Genomic DNA, 15831 nt, shown 5'->3' on the forward strand with positions numbered 1-15831 from the left:
TATCTCGGCATCGCTAGCACTCGATAAATGAGAGTGCTAACACCCATCCATCGGGTCGATCAGCGATCCGTAATGTCATTTGATCGAGGGATTAGACTAATGGCAAGCACCAACTTCCGCCCGCTGCACGACCGCGTCGTCGTTCGCCGCGTTGAGTCTGAAGAGAAGACCAAGGGCGGCATCATCATTCCGGACACCGCCAAGGAAAAGCCGCAGGAAGGCGAAATCGTCGCCGTCGGTTCGGGCGCCCGTGACGAAAGCGGCAAGGTCGTTGCCCTCGACGTCAAGGCTGGCGACCGCGTTCTGTTCGGCAAGTGGTCGGGCACCGAAGTCAAGATCAACGGCGAAGACCTTCTGATCATGAAGGAAGCCGACATCATGGGCATCATCGGCTGATCAGCCGGCGTCCACCCCTTTTTATGACAACCAATGGGCAATGAGCCCGGGAGTTTTCTCTAATGGCTGCAAAAGAAATCAAGTTCGGCCGCACCGCGCGCGAAAAGATGCTGCGTGGCGTCGACATCCTCGCTGACGCGGTAAAGGTCACGCTCGGCCCGAAGGGTCGTAACGTCATCATCGACAAGTCCTTCGGCGCTCCGCGCATCACCAAGGACGGCGTATCGGTCGCCAAGGAAATCGAACTCGAAGACAAGTTCGAAAACATGGGCGCCCAGATGGTCCGCGAAGTTGCTTCGAAGACCAACGACATCGCCGGCGACGGCACCACGACTGCAACCGTTCTTGCCCAGGCGATCGTTCGCGAAGGCGCAAAGGCTGTTGCTGCCGGCATGAACCCGATGGACCTGAAGCGTGGTATCGACCTCGCTGTCACCGAAGTCGTCAAGGATCTCCAGGCCAAGGCCAAGAAGATCAACACTTCGGAAGAAGTTGCACAGGTCGGCACGATCTCGGCCAACGGCGAGCGTCAGATCGGCCTCGACATCGCTGAAGCGATGCAGAAGGTCGGCAACGAAGGCGTCATCACGGTTGAAGAAGCCAAGACCGCCGAAACGGAACTCGAAGTCGTCGAAGGCATGCAGTTCGACCGCGGCTACCTGTCGCCCTACTTCGTCACCAACCCGGAAAAGATGGTCGCTGACCTCGACGACGTCTTCGTTCTCCTTCACGAGAAGAAGCTCTCGAACCTCCAGGCCATGCTCCCGGTTCTCGAAGCTGTCGTTCAGACCGGCAAGCCGCTCCTCATCATCGCTGAAGACGTCGAAGGCGAAGCTCTTGCAACGCTCGTCGTCAACAAGCTGCGTGGCGGCCTGAAGATCGCTGCCGTCAAGGCTCCGGGCTTCGGCGATCGCCGCAAGGCCATGCTCGAAGACATCGCCATCCTGACGGGCGGCACCGTGATCTCCGAAGACCTCGGCATCAAGCTCGAAAACGTCACGCTCGACATGCTCGGCCGTGCGAAGAAGGTTTCGATCTCCAAGGAAAACACGACGATCGTCGACGGCGCCGGCCAGAAGGCCGACATCGAAGGCCGCGTTGCCCAGATCAAGGCCCAGATCGAAGACACCACCTCCGACTACGACCGCGAGAAGCTGCAGGAACGTCTTGCCAAGCTCGCTGGCGGCGTTGCCGTGATCCGCGTTGGCGGCTCGACGGAAGTCGAAGTGAAGGAAAAGAAGGACCGCATCGACGACGCTCTCAACGCGACGCGCGCTGCTGTTCAGGAAGGCATCGTACCGGGCGGCGGCGTTGCCCTGCTGCGTTCTTCCGTCAAGATCACCGTCAAGGGTGCAAACGACGACCAGGAAGCCGGCATCAACATCGTTCGTCGCGCTCTGCAGGCTCCGGCCCGCCAGATCGCTGAGAACGCTGGTGACGAAGCCTCCATCGTTGTCGGCAAGATCCTCGACAAGGACCAGGACAACTTCGGCTACAACGCCCAGACCGGCGAATACGGCGACATGATCTCGATGGGCATCATCGACCCGGTCAAGGTCGTTCGCACCGCCCTTCAGGACGCTGCTTCGGTTGCCGGCCTCCTCGTCACGACGGAAGCCATGATCGCCGAACTGCCGAAGAAGGACGCCCCGGCTGGCATGCCTGGCGGCATGGGCGGCATGGGCGGCATGGACATGATGTGATAATGGCGACAGCCTTATCGCAGCATCGTCCATAAAGCTTCGCCCATGCACTTAAAGTGGTTCAGCGCGTCAAGCGCRCTGAACGGGCGGCATGGACATGATGTGATAATGGCGAMAGCCTTATTGCAAGGATCCATCCGGATCGGAAAGGCGGCCTTCGGGTCGCCTTTCTTGTTTTTTATCAATGCCACTCATCGCCGGAGAGCATCTGCCGAACAGTCGGCAGGAAAAAACCCATCGGTTGTAGTCAGGCTTCAAAAAACCGTTGAAGTCGAAAAAAAACGAACTATAACAGCGCCCCAAGTGAGCGAAGATTGAGGGGAGACTGGGCGGCACACTTAAGGCAGACAGGCAATCGCCGGGGCTTTTTCGTATTCGCTGCCCATCCGGAAATTCTTCGAGACTATACCTAAAGAATAAAAGTATTTAATCGCAAATTAAGCCGACACTCTCCTTCGAAATAAGTTCGCCGGCGAGATCCACTACTATCTATAGACCTTTCTACTTGAGAAAACACCCACATCACGTGGCGTGCGCTCTCGTATTGGTCATGTCGGGCGCAGTTTGCACATTGGGACGCGTTTCCCTGGGGCGCCGAAGGCAGCTCCGGGAACTCTGCTGGGGTAGACCGTGTTTAAGATCACCAGAGCAAATTCCGCTCCCCTCGGCTCTTCGGGACATCTGCATCCGGGCCTACCGCATCATGAATTCATGGAGCAGTTTTGCGTCTCGGAGGGGTGGTCCGGCGACCTGTCGACGGGCCTGTTCCGGCTCGGCGAGAAGGCGGCCGCGATCCATGGCCTGCGTGACGGCGAGTGCGGCCTTCTGAACTTCGTTCGCTGCTACGATCCGGCCGATCGCAATCACGTGCTCGAACTGTTCGAACAGGCGGCAACGAGCTGCTCGTCTTTCTGCTTTTCGACGACGATCGCGCTCGAGGAGTCCGGCCAGAAGCAGCCGCTATTCTGCATCGGAGAATCCTCCGGCCTCGAACAGCGCTATTCCGGCATGATCACCGGCATCTTTTTCTTTCCACGCTTTCTCGTGGAAGTCGCGGGTCGCGCACTGCTGCGCCAGTAAGCCCGCCCCTGCCCGCGCACGGGCCCGAGTGTAGAGAACCCTCGATCACATATGGCCGCCGCAACCGCCCCATGGGCGATTGCGGTGAAGGTGTGCGGCAGAGACGCGGACGTACGGCTCAGGCTGCCGCCGCGTCGTCCTTGCCCGTGAAGAGCACCGTGATCGGCGCCGGGCGACCAAGCAGATAGCCCTGCGCCTCGTCGCAGCCCTCGGCTTGCAGGATATCGAGCTGCTTCTGCGTTTCGACGCCTTCGGCAAGGACAGGCACGGACAGGCTCTGGCCGAGCGCAAGAATGGCGCGCACGATCGCCTTGGCCTGCGGGCTGCCTTCCACTTCCCACATGAAGCTCCGGTCGAGCTTGATCTTGTCGAAGGGGAAGGACCGCAGCGTCTCGAGCGACGAATAGCCGGTCCCGAAGTCGTCGATCGCGATGGTGACGCCCAGTTCCTTGATCTGGCGCAGCGTCAGCAGCGCCCGCTCCTTGTCGTCGATGATCGTCGATTCCGTGATTTCGAGCTCCAGCCGGTTCGGGTCGAGACCCGTGTCGGCAAGCACGTCCTGAACCAGACTGACGATGTCGCCGTTGGCAAGCTGGACCGGCGAAAGGTTGACGGCAATCTTGTGACTGCTCTCCCAGCCCGCCGCCTCGCGGCAGGCCTCGCGCAGCACCCATTCGCCGATCGGCAGGATCGCGCCGCATTCCTCGGCAAGCGGGATGAACTCGCTCGGAGGCACCATGCCGCGTTCCGGATGGCTCCAGCGCAGGAGCACCTCGTAGCCGATGACGGCGCCGCTCATCACAGACTTCTGCACCTGGTAGTGCAAGGCAAGCTGCTTCTTCTCGACCGCGTCCCAGAGATCGTTGGCAAGCGCGCGCCGCTGGCGGGCAGCTTCATCCATCGACACCTCGTAGAAGCAGACGGTCTGGTTGAGGGCGGCCTTCGCCCGGTACATCGCAAGGTCGGCATTGTTGATCAGCGTGTCGGCCGTCTCGGCATCCTGCGGATAGATCGCGACACCCATGCTGCCGCCGGACTTGAGCTCGAAATCGCCAAAGCGCATTTCCTCATGCAGGCTCTTTTCGATCCGGCGCAGGAAGTCGTTAAGCTCGGAGAGTTCCTCGAAGCGCTTGACCGCCGCGAACTCGTCGCCGCCGAAGCGTGCCACGAACTCGCCTTCCTGCAGAAGGCCCTTCATGCGCTGGGCGATCGTCACCAGCACGAAGTCTCCGGCGGCGTGGCCGTGCAGATCGTTGACTTCCTTGAACTTGTTGAGGTCGATGCCGATGACGGCGACCTTGCGGTTGAACCAGGCGGCCGCGTCCAGCTCCTCTTCGAGATAGCTGCTGAACTGCAGCCGGTTCGGCAGCCCCGTGAGGCTGTCGTGGCGGGCAAGGAAGGTAATCTGCTCCTCGGTGTCGAGCCGCTCGGTGATGTCCTCATAGGTGCTCACCCAGCCGCCATCGGGCAGCGTGCGATGCTTGGTCAGGATCGAGCGGCCGTTGACGAGCTTTTCGACGATATCGCCGCCGCCATTGCCGACCATTTCGATCCGGTGCTTCTGGTAGAGCTCCTCGGCCTTGGTCCGGGCCATCTCCGGATCTGTGTAGATGCGGGCAAAGACGATATCGAGGATTTCGCGGAAGGTCAGCCCCTTGCCGGCGAGTGTCTCGGAGAAGCCGAAGATCTCTCGGCAGCGACGGTTGGAGAGCAACAGCCGGTCGCTGCTGTCGAACAGGCAGATGCCCTGCGACATGTTTTCGAGCGCGACATCGAGATTGTTGCTGACTTCGGCGATACGGTCGGCGTCAAGCTTCGCCTTGGTGATGTCCTTGACGATCTTGATGAAGCCGGCGTGCTTGCCGTCGTCGTCCATGAAGGGGTCGAGCACCACGTGAGCCCAGAACCGGGATCCGTCCTTGCGATAGCGCCAGCCTTCGTTCTCGTACTTACCATCGGCCAGTGCGACCTCGAGCGCCCGCTGCGGTACGCCGTCGCGCTGATCCTCCTGCGAGTAGAAGCAGGCGAAATTCTTGCCGACGATTTCCTCGCCCTTATAGCCCTTGTTGGCCTCGGCGCCGGCGTTCCAGCTGGCGACGCGGCCGTCGGTGTCGAGCATATAGATCGCGTAGTCCTTCACGCTGCGCACGAAGCGGGCGAATTCCCGTTCGGCAGCAGCGGCGGAAAGCTCGGCATGATGGGCGAAGCCGGCGGCGATCAGCACCATCGACAGCAGGAAGAAGGCGGTGCCGGCGATGACGAAGGCAAGCAGATGCGGCTGGATCATGCCCGCATGGGTCGGCGTCAGCAGATCGGCCTCGATCGTGACCGCACCCATGGCGGTGAAATGCAACGCGACGATCCCGAGCGTCATCAGCAGGGTGGCAAGGATCTTCGCCTTCAGCGGCTTGCCGACACTGGCGATCGTGCGCAGAGCGGCGATGTCAAACAGCGAGCCGACGACCACGGAGGCGACGACCAGTGCCGCATTCCAGCGGATGCTGCCCGGCACGTCGAGCGCCGCCATGCCAAGAAAATGCATGCAGGCGACGCCGCCGCCGAGAACGAAGCCGCCAGCAATCCAGCCGAGGCGGTCCTGAACATGGGTCGCGATCAATAGGGCCGTCGTGGTGAGGATGATGGCAACGGCCAGCGACAGGCCGGTGAGATCCATCTGGTAGCCGAGGACGACGCCGGGATCATAGGCGAGCATGGCGATGAAGTGGGTCGCCCAGATGCCGAAGCCGCTGGCGATGCCGGCGGCCGTCGCCCAGATCGCTTTCGCCTTGCCCGAGGAGCCGCGGGCGCGCTGCAGCAGCGTTACTGCTCCGTAACTCGCGAGAAAGCACACAAGTGCGGCCAAAACGACCAGTCTGGGATTATGCTCTACCACCAGGCATGTAAGAACCTTGAACATCGCCAATCGCCTAAATCAAATTCTGTCGGGAAACGAGACCTCTCGCCTCCACTTAAGCTGCCTGTGTTGGCGTCAGGTGATTTAAGGAAGTGATAAATCGAGGCTCTGCCGGGCAATTGCCCAGCAAGACAATAGTTTCGTCGTTAACGAATTTTGAAACCACGCCGCCTTCAAGTTGCAGCCTGCCAAAAAGCGCCGCCTGGCGTGGTTCGCCGCCTATGCTTGCGACAGCAGCGCCTTGAGGTCGGATTGGGGATCGGCGATGACGGCTCGGTCAGGATTGATGCCGCTCTCCAGCAGCTTCTTGCCGGTCACATAGGCCTTGGCGTCGTTGATCGCATCGACGGCCACCAGGCGCCCCTGCCGGAAATACCAGACCGACACGCTGCCTTCGCGCTGGCCGGGCCTGACGATGGTTTCGTCGTGGCCGAGCCCGAAGCCGGCGATCTGCAGCTTGACGTCGTACTGGTCCGACCAGAACCAGGGCTTGGGATCGTAAGGGGCATCACTGCCGGCAAGGATAGCCGCGACCGCTTCGGCCTGATCGACGGCATTCTGCACCGACTCCAGCCGGATGCGCAGATCCTCGAAGGGAAGAACGGCGCAATCACCCATCGCGAAGACCGCCGGATCGGAGGTGCGGCCATGCGCGTCGACGACGATGCCGTTTGCGGTTTCGAGCCCGGCGTCGTGGGCCAGGCGATCATTGGCGGTCACGCCGATGCCGACGATGACGACATCGACCGGCAAGGTGGAACCATCGGAGAGTTCCGCCGCGGTGACACGGCCATTGTCGCCGACGAGGCGGTTGAGACCGGTACCCTCGCGAATATCGACGCCGCGACCACGATGAATGTCGCGCACGAGCCCCGACGTCGCCGAGGAGGCAACACGCTGCAGGATGCGGTCGGCCATTTCGATGACCGTGACGTCCAGGCCGCAGGTGCGCGCGACGGCTGCCGCTTCAAGACCGATGTAACCACCGCCGATGACGAGCGCGCGACGGCCGGGCTTCATCTCCTCGGCAAGGCTGTCGGCATCCCTGAAGTCGCGAACGACGAAGACACCCTCGAGATCGCCGCCGACCGAGGCCGGCAGCCGGCGCGGCGTGGCGCCGGTCGCAAAGGCCAGCACTTCATAGTCGAGCGATGTGCCATCGCTGAGCGTCACGTGTTTGCCGGCCCGGTCAAGCCCGATCACGGTCGTTTCGAGGCGCACGTCGACAGCGTGCTCGCCGTACCAGGCTTCCGGCCGGTAGAGCAGGCGGTCGAGGCTCATCTCGCGCAGGAGATACTTTTTGGAGAGCGGCGGGCGCTGATAGGGCAGGCTTGCTTCGGAGGCGACGATGGTGATCGGCCGCTCGTCCTTGAGCGCACGGAGCTTCGCAACTAGAGCAAAGGCGGCCTGACCGCCACCGACAACAACAAGCCTTCCGGACACGCTTCCCACCTGCCTTTATTCATCTGTACAACAAGGCCTAGCCTTCCGCCCGAGCTTCGTCAACTCTGGCACAGGCCACGCCGTTTGCTATTCCTTGCGCGGCACGTCCATGCCCTTTTGAGCCGCCGGGCGCGACAGGCCGCGCTCGACCCAGGCCATCACCTTGGGGAAGCTCTTGTAATCCAGGACCTCGGCACCGCCATAGAATCTGCGCGCACCTTCGACCCAGGGATAGGTGGCGATGTCAGCGATCGTGTAATCGTCGCCCATCAGCCATTGCCGCCCGTCAAGGCGGGTTTCGAGCACGCCGAGCAGCCGCTTGGCTTCGTCACGGTAGCGCTCGACGGGGTAGGAATTGTTGGCGACCTTGTCGGCGGCGAACTTGAAGAAGTGACCGAACTGGCCGAACATCGGACCGACGCCGCCCATCTGGAACATAACCCAGGCGATCGTTTCGTAGCGGCCGGCCGCGTCGGCAGGCAGCAGCTTGCCGGTCTTTTTAGCGAGATAGATAAGGATCGCGCCGGACTCGAACAGCCCGATTGGCTTTCCATCCGGGCCGTTGGGATCGATGATCGCCGGGATGCGGCCGTTGGGGTTGAGCGAGACGAACTCCGGCGACTTCTGGTCATTGGTATCGAAGGCGATGCGGTGCGGTTCGTAGGGCAGGCCCAGCTCTTCGAGCGCGATCGAAACCTTCACGCCGTTCGGCGTCGGCAGCGAATAGAGCTGGATGATATCAGGGTTTTTCGCCGGCCAGCGCTTGGTGATCGGAAAGGCGGACAGATCGGCCATGAAGGTCTCCTGGAACGGAACAGCGGGAGGCGGCAGAAACGCCGCACGCAGACTTACATAGGAGCGGAGGGCGCGCCTTTTGAGGGCCCTACTTTATTTTTGTAACCGGCGGGATCGTCAAGACCGCGCATGCCCCGTTCGCAGCGTCAAAGGACGCTACGCACGGCCGCGATAATCCGTGCCACCACAGGATCGCCCTCGTGAGCCGCCTTGCGCGCCCGAACCAGGCAAGCTTCGGAACGCAGGATCACGCCATCGGTGAGTATCTTCAGGTGGTTTGCCTTCAACGTCGAACCGGTCGAGGTGATGTCGACGATAATGTCGGCGGAACCAGAGGCCGGCGCGCCTTCGGTCGCCCCGAGGCTTTCGACGATGCGGTAAAGCTGGATGCCGTGGCTGCCCGAGAAATGGTTCTGCGTCAGCCGCCAGTACTTGGTGGCGATCGCCAGACGGCGACCATGGCGGGCACGGAAATCGGCGGCAACGTCGCCAAGGTCGGCCATGGTGTCGACGTCGTACCAGACCTCAGGCACCGCGACGACGACGTCGGCATGACCGAAGCCGAGACGGGCGCAGAACTCGACGCGCGCATCGGCGTTGGCAAGCCCCTCGCGCACCAGGTCTTCGCCGGTTACGCCGAAATCGATTGAGCCGTTGCCGAGCTCTCGCGAGATTTCCGACGCCGAAAGGAACGCAATCTCCACATCATCAGCACCTTCGACGCGGCCGCGATAGGAGCGGTCGTTGCCGACGGCAACGATCTTCAGGCCGGCGCGTTCGAAGATCGCCGAAGCGTCATCCTTCATCCGCCCCTTGGACGGCAAGGCGATAGTGATGGTCATTGGGCGCCTCCTTCAGAGGCAATCGCCTTTTCGATGCGGTCGAGCCAGAGCGAGAAGCCGACGGCCGGGATATGCTCGCGGGCGCCGAGCAGAGTCAGCAGCCGATCGAAGCGGCCGCCGCCGGCAAGGACGGCATGCGTTCCGGCAAGCTCAACCTCGAAAACCAGGCCGGTATAATAGTCGAGAGGACGACCAAAGGCCGCTCGATAACGAATGGCGCCGATGTCGGAACCGGCCTTGCTAAGGGCGGCAACGCGGGCATCGAAACGGGCGAGCGCATCATCGATTTTGAGGCCGGATTTCTGCGCGAAAGCGAAGAGTGCGGCCGGCGCATCGGCAAGCGGCACGTCGAGCGCCAGGAACGCGGCGACCTGATCCAGCGTTCTGCGGTCAAGCCGCGTGTTCGCCAGTTCCATCTTCTCCTTCAGCCGGCGCGCAATATCCTGCGGCGAACGGCTAGCGTTGGTCGAATAGCCGGTCGCTTCCATCGTTGCGGCGACATGCGCGACGAGACGGTCCTCGTCTTCGAGCAGGCCGTCCATCGACAGCCGCACGACTTCAGGACCGAAGACGCCGACCGTGCGCGGATGGGCGAGCTCGGTCAGAAGCTTCTGCAGGTGCTTCTGGTCGCCGAAGGCGTGGATCAGCCGCTTCTGCCAGCCAGCCGGCAGGCCACAGGCACCGACGACGGCTTCAAACACGGCCTGGTCGCCAAGCGTCACGCTGAGAGACCGGCCCGGCACCCGGTTGGCGACGATGCGCATCGCGTCAGAGACGGCGCGCGCATCGGCTGCCGCCGTATCGGTGTCGCCAAGATCCTCGATGCCGGCCTGGTAGAATTCGTTGCCGCCTTCGCGGCGCTGGCGGAAGACCTCGCCGAGATAGGCATAGCGCTTCGGCGTTCCGGTCACCGCCTCGATATGGCGGAGACAGACGGGAATGGTGAATTCCGGCCGCAGGCACAGGCTCTCGCCGGTCTCGCTCTCGGTCATGAAGATGCGGCGGCGCAGATCCTCACCGGCCATGGCGAGGAAAGGCTCGGCCGGCTGGATCACCGGAGTGTCGACACGCAGCGCGCCGAGGCTTTCGAAGTCGGCAAGCAGCGCATCGGCAAAGGCAGGCAGATTGATGAGGGCCATAGTCGTCAGCCCCTTGCCCGATCCTCGGCCTGTGCCGCCAGCATCTCGCGCACCTTTTCGACCAGTTCGGCCGTCGGCACGGAAACCTGGGCCACGCGCGCCTCGCGCCAGGCCGCGTTGTCCTCGATCTCACCCGACAGGCGCTTGCCCTCGATCAGATCCTTGATCTGCACGACACCGGCGGCGCGCTCGTCGCCACCCTGGATGATGGCGAGCGGCGAGCCACGGCGGTCGGCATATTTCAGCTGATCGCCAAAGTTCTTCTTGTTGCCCTGGTACATTTCGGCGCGGATGCCGGCATGGCGGAGCTGCTGCACGAAACGCTGGTAATGGCCCATCGCCTCGATGTCGCGGTCCATGACGCAGACGACAACAGGCGCGAGCACGTCAGATGCACCGAGCTTGCCGAGGTTCTTCAGCGCCGTCATAAGGCGGGAAACGCCGATCGAGAAACCGGTCGCCGGGACCGGCTGCCCCATGAAACGCGACACGAGACCGTCGTAGCGACCACCACCGCCGACCGAACCGAAGACGACCTTTTCGCCCTTCTCGTTGGTGACGGCAAACTGCAGCTCGGCCTCGAAGACGGGGCCGGTATAATATTCGAGACCACGCACGACCGAGGGGTCGATCTTGATGCGGTCAGCCTCGTAGCCGGCGCTCAGGACCAGGCTGCGGATGGTGTTGAGTTCCTCGACACCTTCGCCGCCCTTGGCGGTGCCTGAAACGAGCACTGCCAGTTCGTCGGCACTTTCGGCATAATTCTGGATGCCGACGAAGAACAGGACCTTGTCGATCTGCTCGCCATTGAGGCCCGCACCCTTGGTGAAGTCGCCGCTTTCGTCCTTGCGGCCTTCGCCGAGCAGGAGCCTGACGCCTTCGGGGCCGAACTTGTCGAGCTTGTCGATGGCGCGCAGCACCGTCAGGCGGGCATTGACCTTGTCGTCGCCGCCAAGACCGATCGCCTCCATGACGCCGTCGAGCACCTTGCGGTTGTTGACGCGGATCACGTAGTCGCCGCGCGCTATGCCAAGGGCTTCCATGGTGTCGGCCATCATCATGCACATTTCGGCGTCCGCCTGGACGCCGGCGGCACCGACGGTGTCGGCATCGAACTGCATGAACTGGCGGAAGCGGCCCGGGCCAGGCTTCTCGTTGCGGAAGACGTAGCCGGCGCGATAGGTGCGGAACGGCAGCTGGATCTCGTTGAAGTTCTCGGCGACGTGACGGGCGAGCGGCGCCGTCAGGTCGTAGCGCAGCGACATCCACTGGTCGTCGTCATCGGTCAGCGAGAAGACGCCTTCGTTCGGCCGGTCGCTGTCGGGCAGGAACTTACCGAGCGCATCGGTGTATTCGAACAGCGGTGTTTCGACCGGGTCGAAACCATAATGCTCGTAGACCGCCCGGATCTTGCCGATCATTTCGTCCGTCGCGCGGATATCGGCAGCGGAGCGATCGACGAAGCCGCGCGGAAGACGCGCCTTGAGCTTCTGCGGTTTCTTCTGTTTCTCGGTCATGGGAGCATTCCGGACTGTCTCTTGTTGGCTGCTTTCCCTATCGGATCAAGTGGGGGGCGGCAAGGGTTTGCACCGCGCAAAGCGTTCGCCCGGGCCATGCGCCGGCGCTTTGCGTCAAAGCCTAGCACGGGTGAGCTTCGCGTCATCGGGATCGACACGCACCATCGCGACGCGTCGGGGAGGACTTGACCTCAACCACAAGGCGCATTAGACGATATGCAATCACTAAAAGTTTATCGCCTGACCGATCGACGACGTTCCGGCTGCACCGATGATCGTCTATCTTCGCGGCCAAGGGCCGAGTACCTACAAACGAGTTTTCGATGCAATGACTGCATCGGGAAAACACTTCAATGGCAAACAACGCATCGAAGCGCCTTGCGGCAGTGGCGGTCTCCGGTAACGAGACATCACGTCCGCGCGGCGAGAAGAAGGGCATCATGTTGAGGTTCATGACACCTGGCTCGGGAGCCATCCAACCCGGGCACCTCGAGGCGCATTCGGCCTGGATGGACCACCTCGATGAAAGCGACTATTTCGTGGAGACATGGCGCTGCGATCTGGCCAGCGGCGTCTTTCATCTGGGCGAGCGAACCGCCGCCCTGCTTGGCGCTTCCAACCGCTCCTGCGGCATCGTCGATCTGGTGCGTGCCTATGACAGCCGGGATCGCGTGACAGTGCTCAACATCCTCGAGCAGGCAACCGCGTCGCCGTCTTCGTTCTGCTTCACGGCGCTCGTGCGCTTGCCAAGTTTGAAGGCGGCACAGCTTTTCTGCGTCGGCCGGTCGTCGCTCGACGCGTCCACCGGCGAAAACATGCTGCAGGGCATTTTCGCCTTTCCGCGCGAGCGTCCTGCGCTTGACGCCTGAACGGACGGGTTGAATCCGCAGCCAGCCCTTCCCTAGATTGATGGAGTGCCAAGGAGCCGGCCACGGCCGGCCTCTTGGCACGAGACATCAGATAAGGAAGGAAACACCATGTCGCTGAAACCGCTGATCGCCGCCCTCGCGCTTTCCGCCTGCCTCGGCTTTCCTGCGTTGGCAGAGGAGTCCGGACACGGCAGCATGCACCATGGAGCGACCGAAACCGCGATGCCGAAGGGCGACAATTCGCCTTCGAGCAAAGCCTTCGCCGAAGCCAATGCCCGCATGCACAAGGACATGGACATCACCTACACCGGCAAGGCGGACATCGACTTCGTGCGCGGCATGATCGCCCACCATCAGGGCGCGATCGACATGGCGAAGGTGGAGCTCGAATACGGTAAGGACGAAACGCTGCGCAAGCTGGCCGAAGAGGTCATCAAGGCGCAGGAAGGCGAGATCAGGACGATGAAGGCGTGGCTCGCCAAGAACGGCGGCTGAACCCGCAGTCCCAACGCCACCGGCAAACACCCGTCGTCAGGCAGACGACGGGCGCACTCATCAGGCGACGCGGGCCTGGGGCCTTGCAAGCTTGCCACGCAACTCCTCGACGACCGTGCGGCAGTGGCAGCCTTCGATGTGATCGTTGACGAGGCCCATGGCCTGCATGAAGGCGTAGATCGTCGTCGGGCCGACGAAGGTCCAGCCGCGCTTCTTCAAATCCTTGGAAATGCGGGTCGAGGTCGGGGTCGTCGGATTGGCGACGATCGCTTCATAGGTCACCACCTGCGGACGCTCGGCTGCCTGCGGCTCATAGGACCAGAAATAGGCCGCCAGCGAACCGAACTCTTGCCTCAGTTCCTGGGCGCGGCGCGCGTTGTTGATCGTCGAGACGATCTTGCCGCGATGACGCACGATGCCTGTATCGGCAAGGCAACGCCCGATTTCCGCGTCGCCGAACTTTGCGACCGCGTCGAAATCGAAACCGGCGAAGGCGGCGCGAAACGCCTCGCGCTTGCGCAGGATCGTCAGCCAGGACAGGCCGGACTGGAAACCTTCCAGGCAGATCTTCTCGAAAAGCCGGCGGTCGTCGGTGACCGGGCGCCCCCATTCCTCGTCATGGTAGCGACGATAATCGTCGAGATTGCCCTGCCAGGCGCAACGCAAAAATCCGTCCTCACCGATCACAATGCCCTTGGCCGTCATCGCCCTCTTTGCTCCATCCTGCTCATTTTCCTGCCTTTACCATTTGCAAACCAGATTCCTAAAGCAGCGGATAACCCTACCCAAAGCTTTATCGGCGCCATCGGCTTTTAACGAGGCACCGTTTACCATTCGGTCGCCCTCCAAATGACACGATTGCCCCCATTGCCAAGGCGCAACCCGTCCGTTCGAGCATTCCGCTCACCGGCAGACTGCGCCCCCTTCAGTGATTTTCGGCGAAAGGTAGCGAGTCCGTCCGATGTTGAAAAAGTCTCTTCTTATAGCCGCCTCTCTTCTGACCCTCGTGGCTGGCCCGGCCGGAGCACAGGACCGGTATCAGAACAGGCCGCCCGTCGTCGTCAGTCCCGACCTCACCGCCCCCTGGGTGATGCAGCTCGGCGGACAGCAGGCGCGCACGCGGCAGGTTATCTACCGGCAGCAGATTCCGCAGGCCACCCGAAAACAGTTCTATCAGCAGGGACAGGTCGCGAAACCTCAGGTCAAGCGCCGCGCCGTCAATCCGCTGATCCAGCCGGCCAATGCCATGCGCGCCCAGCGGCCGGTGAAATCGAAATTCGACCCGCAGTACCTGCCGCAGACGGTCGCCTATGAGAGCAAGGAAAAGCCGGGCACGATCGTCATCGATACCAACAACCGCTTCCTCTATCTGGTGACCGGCAACGGTGAGGCACGGCGCTATGGCGTCGGTGTCGGCAAGCCGGGCTTCGAATGGGCCGGCGCCCACAAGGTCACCCGCAAGGCGGAATGGCCGAGCTGGACGCCGCCGCAGGAGATGATCACCCGCGAGGCGGCCAAGGGCCATTACCTGCCGGCGCGCATGGACGGCGGCCCGGAAAATCCGCTCGGCGCACGCGCCATGTATCTCGGCTCGACGCTCTACCGCATCCACGGCACCAACGCGCCCTGGACGATCGGCTATGCCGTTTCCTCCGGCTGCATCCGCATGCGCAACGAAGACGTTGTCGATCTTTACGAGCGCGTGAAAGTGGGCACGAAGGTTATCGTCATCTAATTGCAGCACTGCATAGAATATTCCCCTCTCCTCACCCGTGTTGCTGTTGCCTATGCGTGATTTTCAGGCAACAGCAGCGTAAGGACAGGCAAGTTTTGTGATCACGTTTGATCTACCGGATGTATCGCGGGCTTGAACTTCGATGCGTTTTGCATAGCCTGCCTGCAACGAGGGTTTAGAGGGAATCGTAAATGAAGCGTCATGCCAGCAAAGTGGTCGCAATCGCGATTGCGACCAGCACTATTCTTGTGGCCGCCAGCGCCTCGGCTTTCACGCCGGCGCCCGTAGCAGGCCCCAAGATCCAGTCGTCAGACATTGTACTCGTGGCCACTCCGAAGAAGCCGGCAAAACAATACTGGCGCACCAAGGTTCGCTTCCGCACCGACGAAGCCCCCGGCACGATCATCGTCGATACCAACAACAAGTTTCTCTACTACATCGACGGCCCGAACCGCGCGACGCGCTACGGCATCGGCGTCGGCCGGGACGGCTTCGGCTGGTCGGGTGTCGTGAAGGTTGGCCGCAAGGCCGAATGGCCGACCTGGACGCCGCCGGCCGAAATGCGCCGCCGCGAGGCCGCCAAGGGCCGCATCCTGCCGATCACCCAGGAAGGCGGCATCGACAACCCGCTCGGCGCCCGCGCCATGTATCTCTACAAGGGCGGCCGCGACACGATCTTCCGTATCCACGGCACCAACCAGCCCTGGACCATCGGCCAGAACATGTCTTCCGGCTGCATCCGCATGATGAACGAGGACGTGGAGCATCTCTACGACCGCGCCGACGTCGGCACGAAGGTCATCGTCATCGGCCCCGGCAGCAAGGCCGGCGACACCTATTTCGACGATCGCGGCGTCGACATCTTCCGCCAGATCTTTGGCGGCTGAGGACGCCGAAACTTCC

At 62.2% G+C, this 15831-nt stretch carries 14 protein-coding genes; 7 read left to right on the top strand and 7 right to left on the bottom strand.

Translation table 11 applies throughout. The annotated features are described in order from the left end of the window. Positions 1–99: 99 nt before the first annotated feature. From groES to ASD63_RS23005, 3 genes are all read left to right on the top strand, one after another. Positions 100–396, top strand: a complete 297-nt coding sequence (groES, locus tag ASD63_RS22995; protein WP_004675403.1) for a co-chaperone GroES — start codon at positions 100–102, stop codon at positions 394–396. Positions 397–458: 62 nt separating this feature from the next. Next, the gene (groL, locus tag ASD63_RS23000; RefSeq protein ID WP_034800965.1) at positions 459–2099 is read left to right on the top strand and encodes a chaperonin GroEL; all 1641 of its coding nucleotides are present in this window, start codon (positions 459–461) and stop codon (positions 2097–2099) included. A 630-nt stretch (positions 2100–2729) separates the two neighbouring features. Continuing rightward, positions 2730–3179, top strand: coding sequence for a hypothetical protein (locus tag ASD63_RS23005; protein ID WP_034800963.1), 450 nt, complete (start codon positions 2730–2732; stop codon positions 3177–3179). Between the two features lie 118 nt (positions 3180–3297). On the opposite strand, the gene ASD63_RS23010 is transcribed toward ASD63_RS23005, so the two are convergent. From ASD63_RS23010 to hisS, 6 genes are all read right to left on the bottom strand, one after another. Next, positions 3298–6096, bottom strand: a complete 2799-nt coding sequence (locus tag ASD63_RS23010; protein ID WP_034800961.1) for an EAL domain-containing protein — start codon at positions 6094–6096, stop codon at positions 3298–3300. Positions 6097–6312: 216 nt separating this feature from the next. Then, positions 6313–7536: an FAD-dependent oxidoreductase gene (locus tag ASD63_RS23015; RefSeq protein ID WP_034801428.1), complete on the bottom strand. Its 1224-nt coding sequence runs from the start codon at positions 7534–7536 to the stop codon at positions 6313–6315. 87 nt (positions 7537–7623) lie between these two features. Continuing rightward, the gene (locus tag ASD63_RS23020; protein ID WP_034800959.1) at positions 7624–8331 is read right to left on the bottom strand and encodes a glutathione binding-like protein; all 708 of its coding nucleotides are present in this window, start codon (positions 8329–8331) and stop codon (positions 7624–7626) included. Positions 8332–8477: 146 nt separating this feature from the next. Next, on the bottom strand, positions 8478–9173 hold the full coding sequence (gene hisG / locus ASD63_RS23025; RefSeq protein ID WP_034800957.1) for an ATP phosphoribosyltransferase: 696 nt from the start codon (positions 9171–9173) through the stop codon (positions 8478–8480). Further along, positions 9170–10312, bottom strand: a complete 1143-nt coding sequence (locus tag ASD63_RS23030) for an ATP phosphoribosyltransferase regulatory subunit (protein ID WP_034800955.1) — start codon at positions 10310–10312, stop codon at positions 9170–9172. The genes hisG and ASD63_RS23030 overlap by 4 nt, the downstream gene beginning before the upstream one ends. 5 nt (positions 10313–10317) lie before the next feature. Then, the gene (gene hisS / locus ASD63_RS23035; RefSeq protein ID WP_034800953.1) at positions 10318–11829 is read right to left on the bottom strand and encodes a histidine--tRNA ligase; all 1512 of its coding nucleotides are present in this window, start codon (positions 11827–11829) and stop codon (positions 10318–10320) included. 440 nt (positions 11830–12269) lie between these two features. Here hisS and ASD63_RS23040 point away from each other — a divergent pair, with 440 nt between their 5' ends. Together ASD63_RS23040 and ASD63_RS23045 are read left to right on the top strand one after the other, a co-directional pair. Continuing rightward, the gene (locus tag ASD63_RS23040) at positions 12270–12698 is read left to right on the top strand and encodes a hypothetical protein (RefSeq protein ID WP_060529850.1); all 429 of its coding nucleotides are present in this window, start codon (positions 12270–12272) and stop codon (positions 12696–12698) included. 108 nt (positions 12699–12806) lie between these two features. Next, complete coding sequence (locus ASD63_RS23045) at positions 12807–13193, top strand: DUF305 domain-containing protein (RefSeq protein WP_034800951.1); 387 nt, start codon at positions 12807–12809, stop codon at positions 13191–13193. 60 nt (positions 13194–13253) lie between these two features. Here ASD63_RS23045 and ASD63_RS23050 read toward each other — a convergent pair whose 3' ends face one another. Further along, positions 13254–13898: a DNA-3-methyladenine glycosylase I gene (locus ASD63_RS23050; protein WP_034800948.1), complete on the bottom strand. Its 645-nt coding sequence runs from the start codon at positions 13896–13898 to the stop codon at positions 13254–13256. A gap of 256 nt (positions 13899–14154) precedes the next feature. On the opposite strand from ASD63_RS23050, the gene ASD63_RS23055 reads away from it, so the two are divergent. Together ASD63_RS23055 and ASD63_RS23060 are read left to right on the top strand one after the other, a co-directional pair. Continuing rightward, positions 14155–14928 (top strand): L,D-transpeptidase, encoded by a 774-nt coding sequence (locus ASD63_RS23055; RefSeq protein ID WP_034800946.1) that lies wholly within the window; start codon positions 14155–14157, stop codon positions 14926–14928. A 191-nt stretch (positions 14929–15119) separates the two neighbouring features. Next, a complete protein-coding gene (locus tag ASD63_RS23060; RefSeq protein WP_034800943.1) occupies positions 15120–15815 on the top strand; it encodes a L,D-transpeptidase in 696 nt (231 codons plus the stop codon). The last annotated feature ends 16 nt before the right edge of the window (positions 15816–15831 follow it).

Source organism: Ensifer sp. Root558 (assembly GCF_001427045.1).
Taxonomy (GTDB): domain Bacteria; phylum Pseudomonadota; class Alphaproteobacteria; order Rhizobiales; family Rhizobiaceae; genus Ensifer; species Ensifer adhaerens.

Coding starts and splice junctions, on each gene's coding strand:
- ASD63_RS23045 (WP_034800951.1), top strand. CDS start 12,807: ATGTCGCTGAAACCGCTGATCGCCGCCCTCGCGCTTTCCGCCTGCCTC.
- ASD63_RS23040 (WP_060529850.1), top strand. CDS start 12,270: ATGTTGAGGTTCATGACACCTGGCTCGGGAGCCATCCAACCCGGGCAC.
- ASD63_RS23055 (WP_034800946.1), top strand. CDS start 14,155: ATGTTGAAAAAGTCTCTTCTTATAGCCGCCTCTCTTCTGACCCTCGTG.
- groL (WP_034800965.1), top strand. CDS start 459: ATGGCTGCAAAAGAAATCAAGTTCGGCCGCACCGCGCGCGAAAAGATG.
- hisG (WP_034800957.1), bottom strand. CDS start 9,173: ATGACCATCACTATCGCCTTGCCGTCCAAGGGGCGGATGAAGGATGAC.
- ASD63_RS23060 (WP_034800943.1), top strand. CDS start 15,120: ATGAAGCGTCATGCCAGCAAAGTGGTCGCAATCGCGATTGCGACCAGC.
- hisS (WP_034800953.1), bottom strand. CDS start 11,829: ATGACCGAGAAACAGAAGAAACCGCAGAAGCTCAAGGCGCGTCTTCCG.
- ASD63_RS23020 (WP_034800959.1), bottom strand. CDS start 8,331: ATGGCCGATCTGTCCGCCTTTCCGATCACCAAGCGCTGGCCGGCGAAA.
- ASD63_RS23050 (WP_034800948.1), bottom strand. CDS start 13,898: ATGACGGCCAAGGGCATTGTGATCGGTGAGGACGGATTTTTGCGTTGC.
- ASD63_RS23010 (WP_034800961.1), bottom strand. CDS start 6,096: ATGTTCAAGGTTCTTACATGCCTGGTGGTAGAGCATAATCCCAGACTG.
- groES (WP_004675403.1), top strand. CDS start 100: ATGGCAAGCACCAACTTCCGCCCGCTGCACGACCGCGTCGTCGTTCGC.
- ASD63_RS23030 (WP_034800955.1), bottom strand. CDS start 10,312: ATGGCCCTCATCAATCTGCCTGCCTTTGCCGATGCGCTGCTTGCCGAC.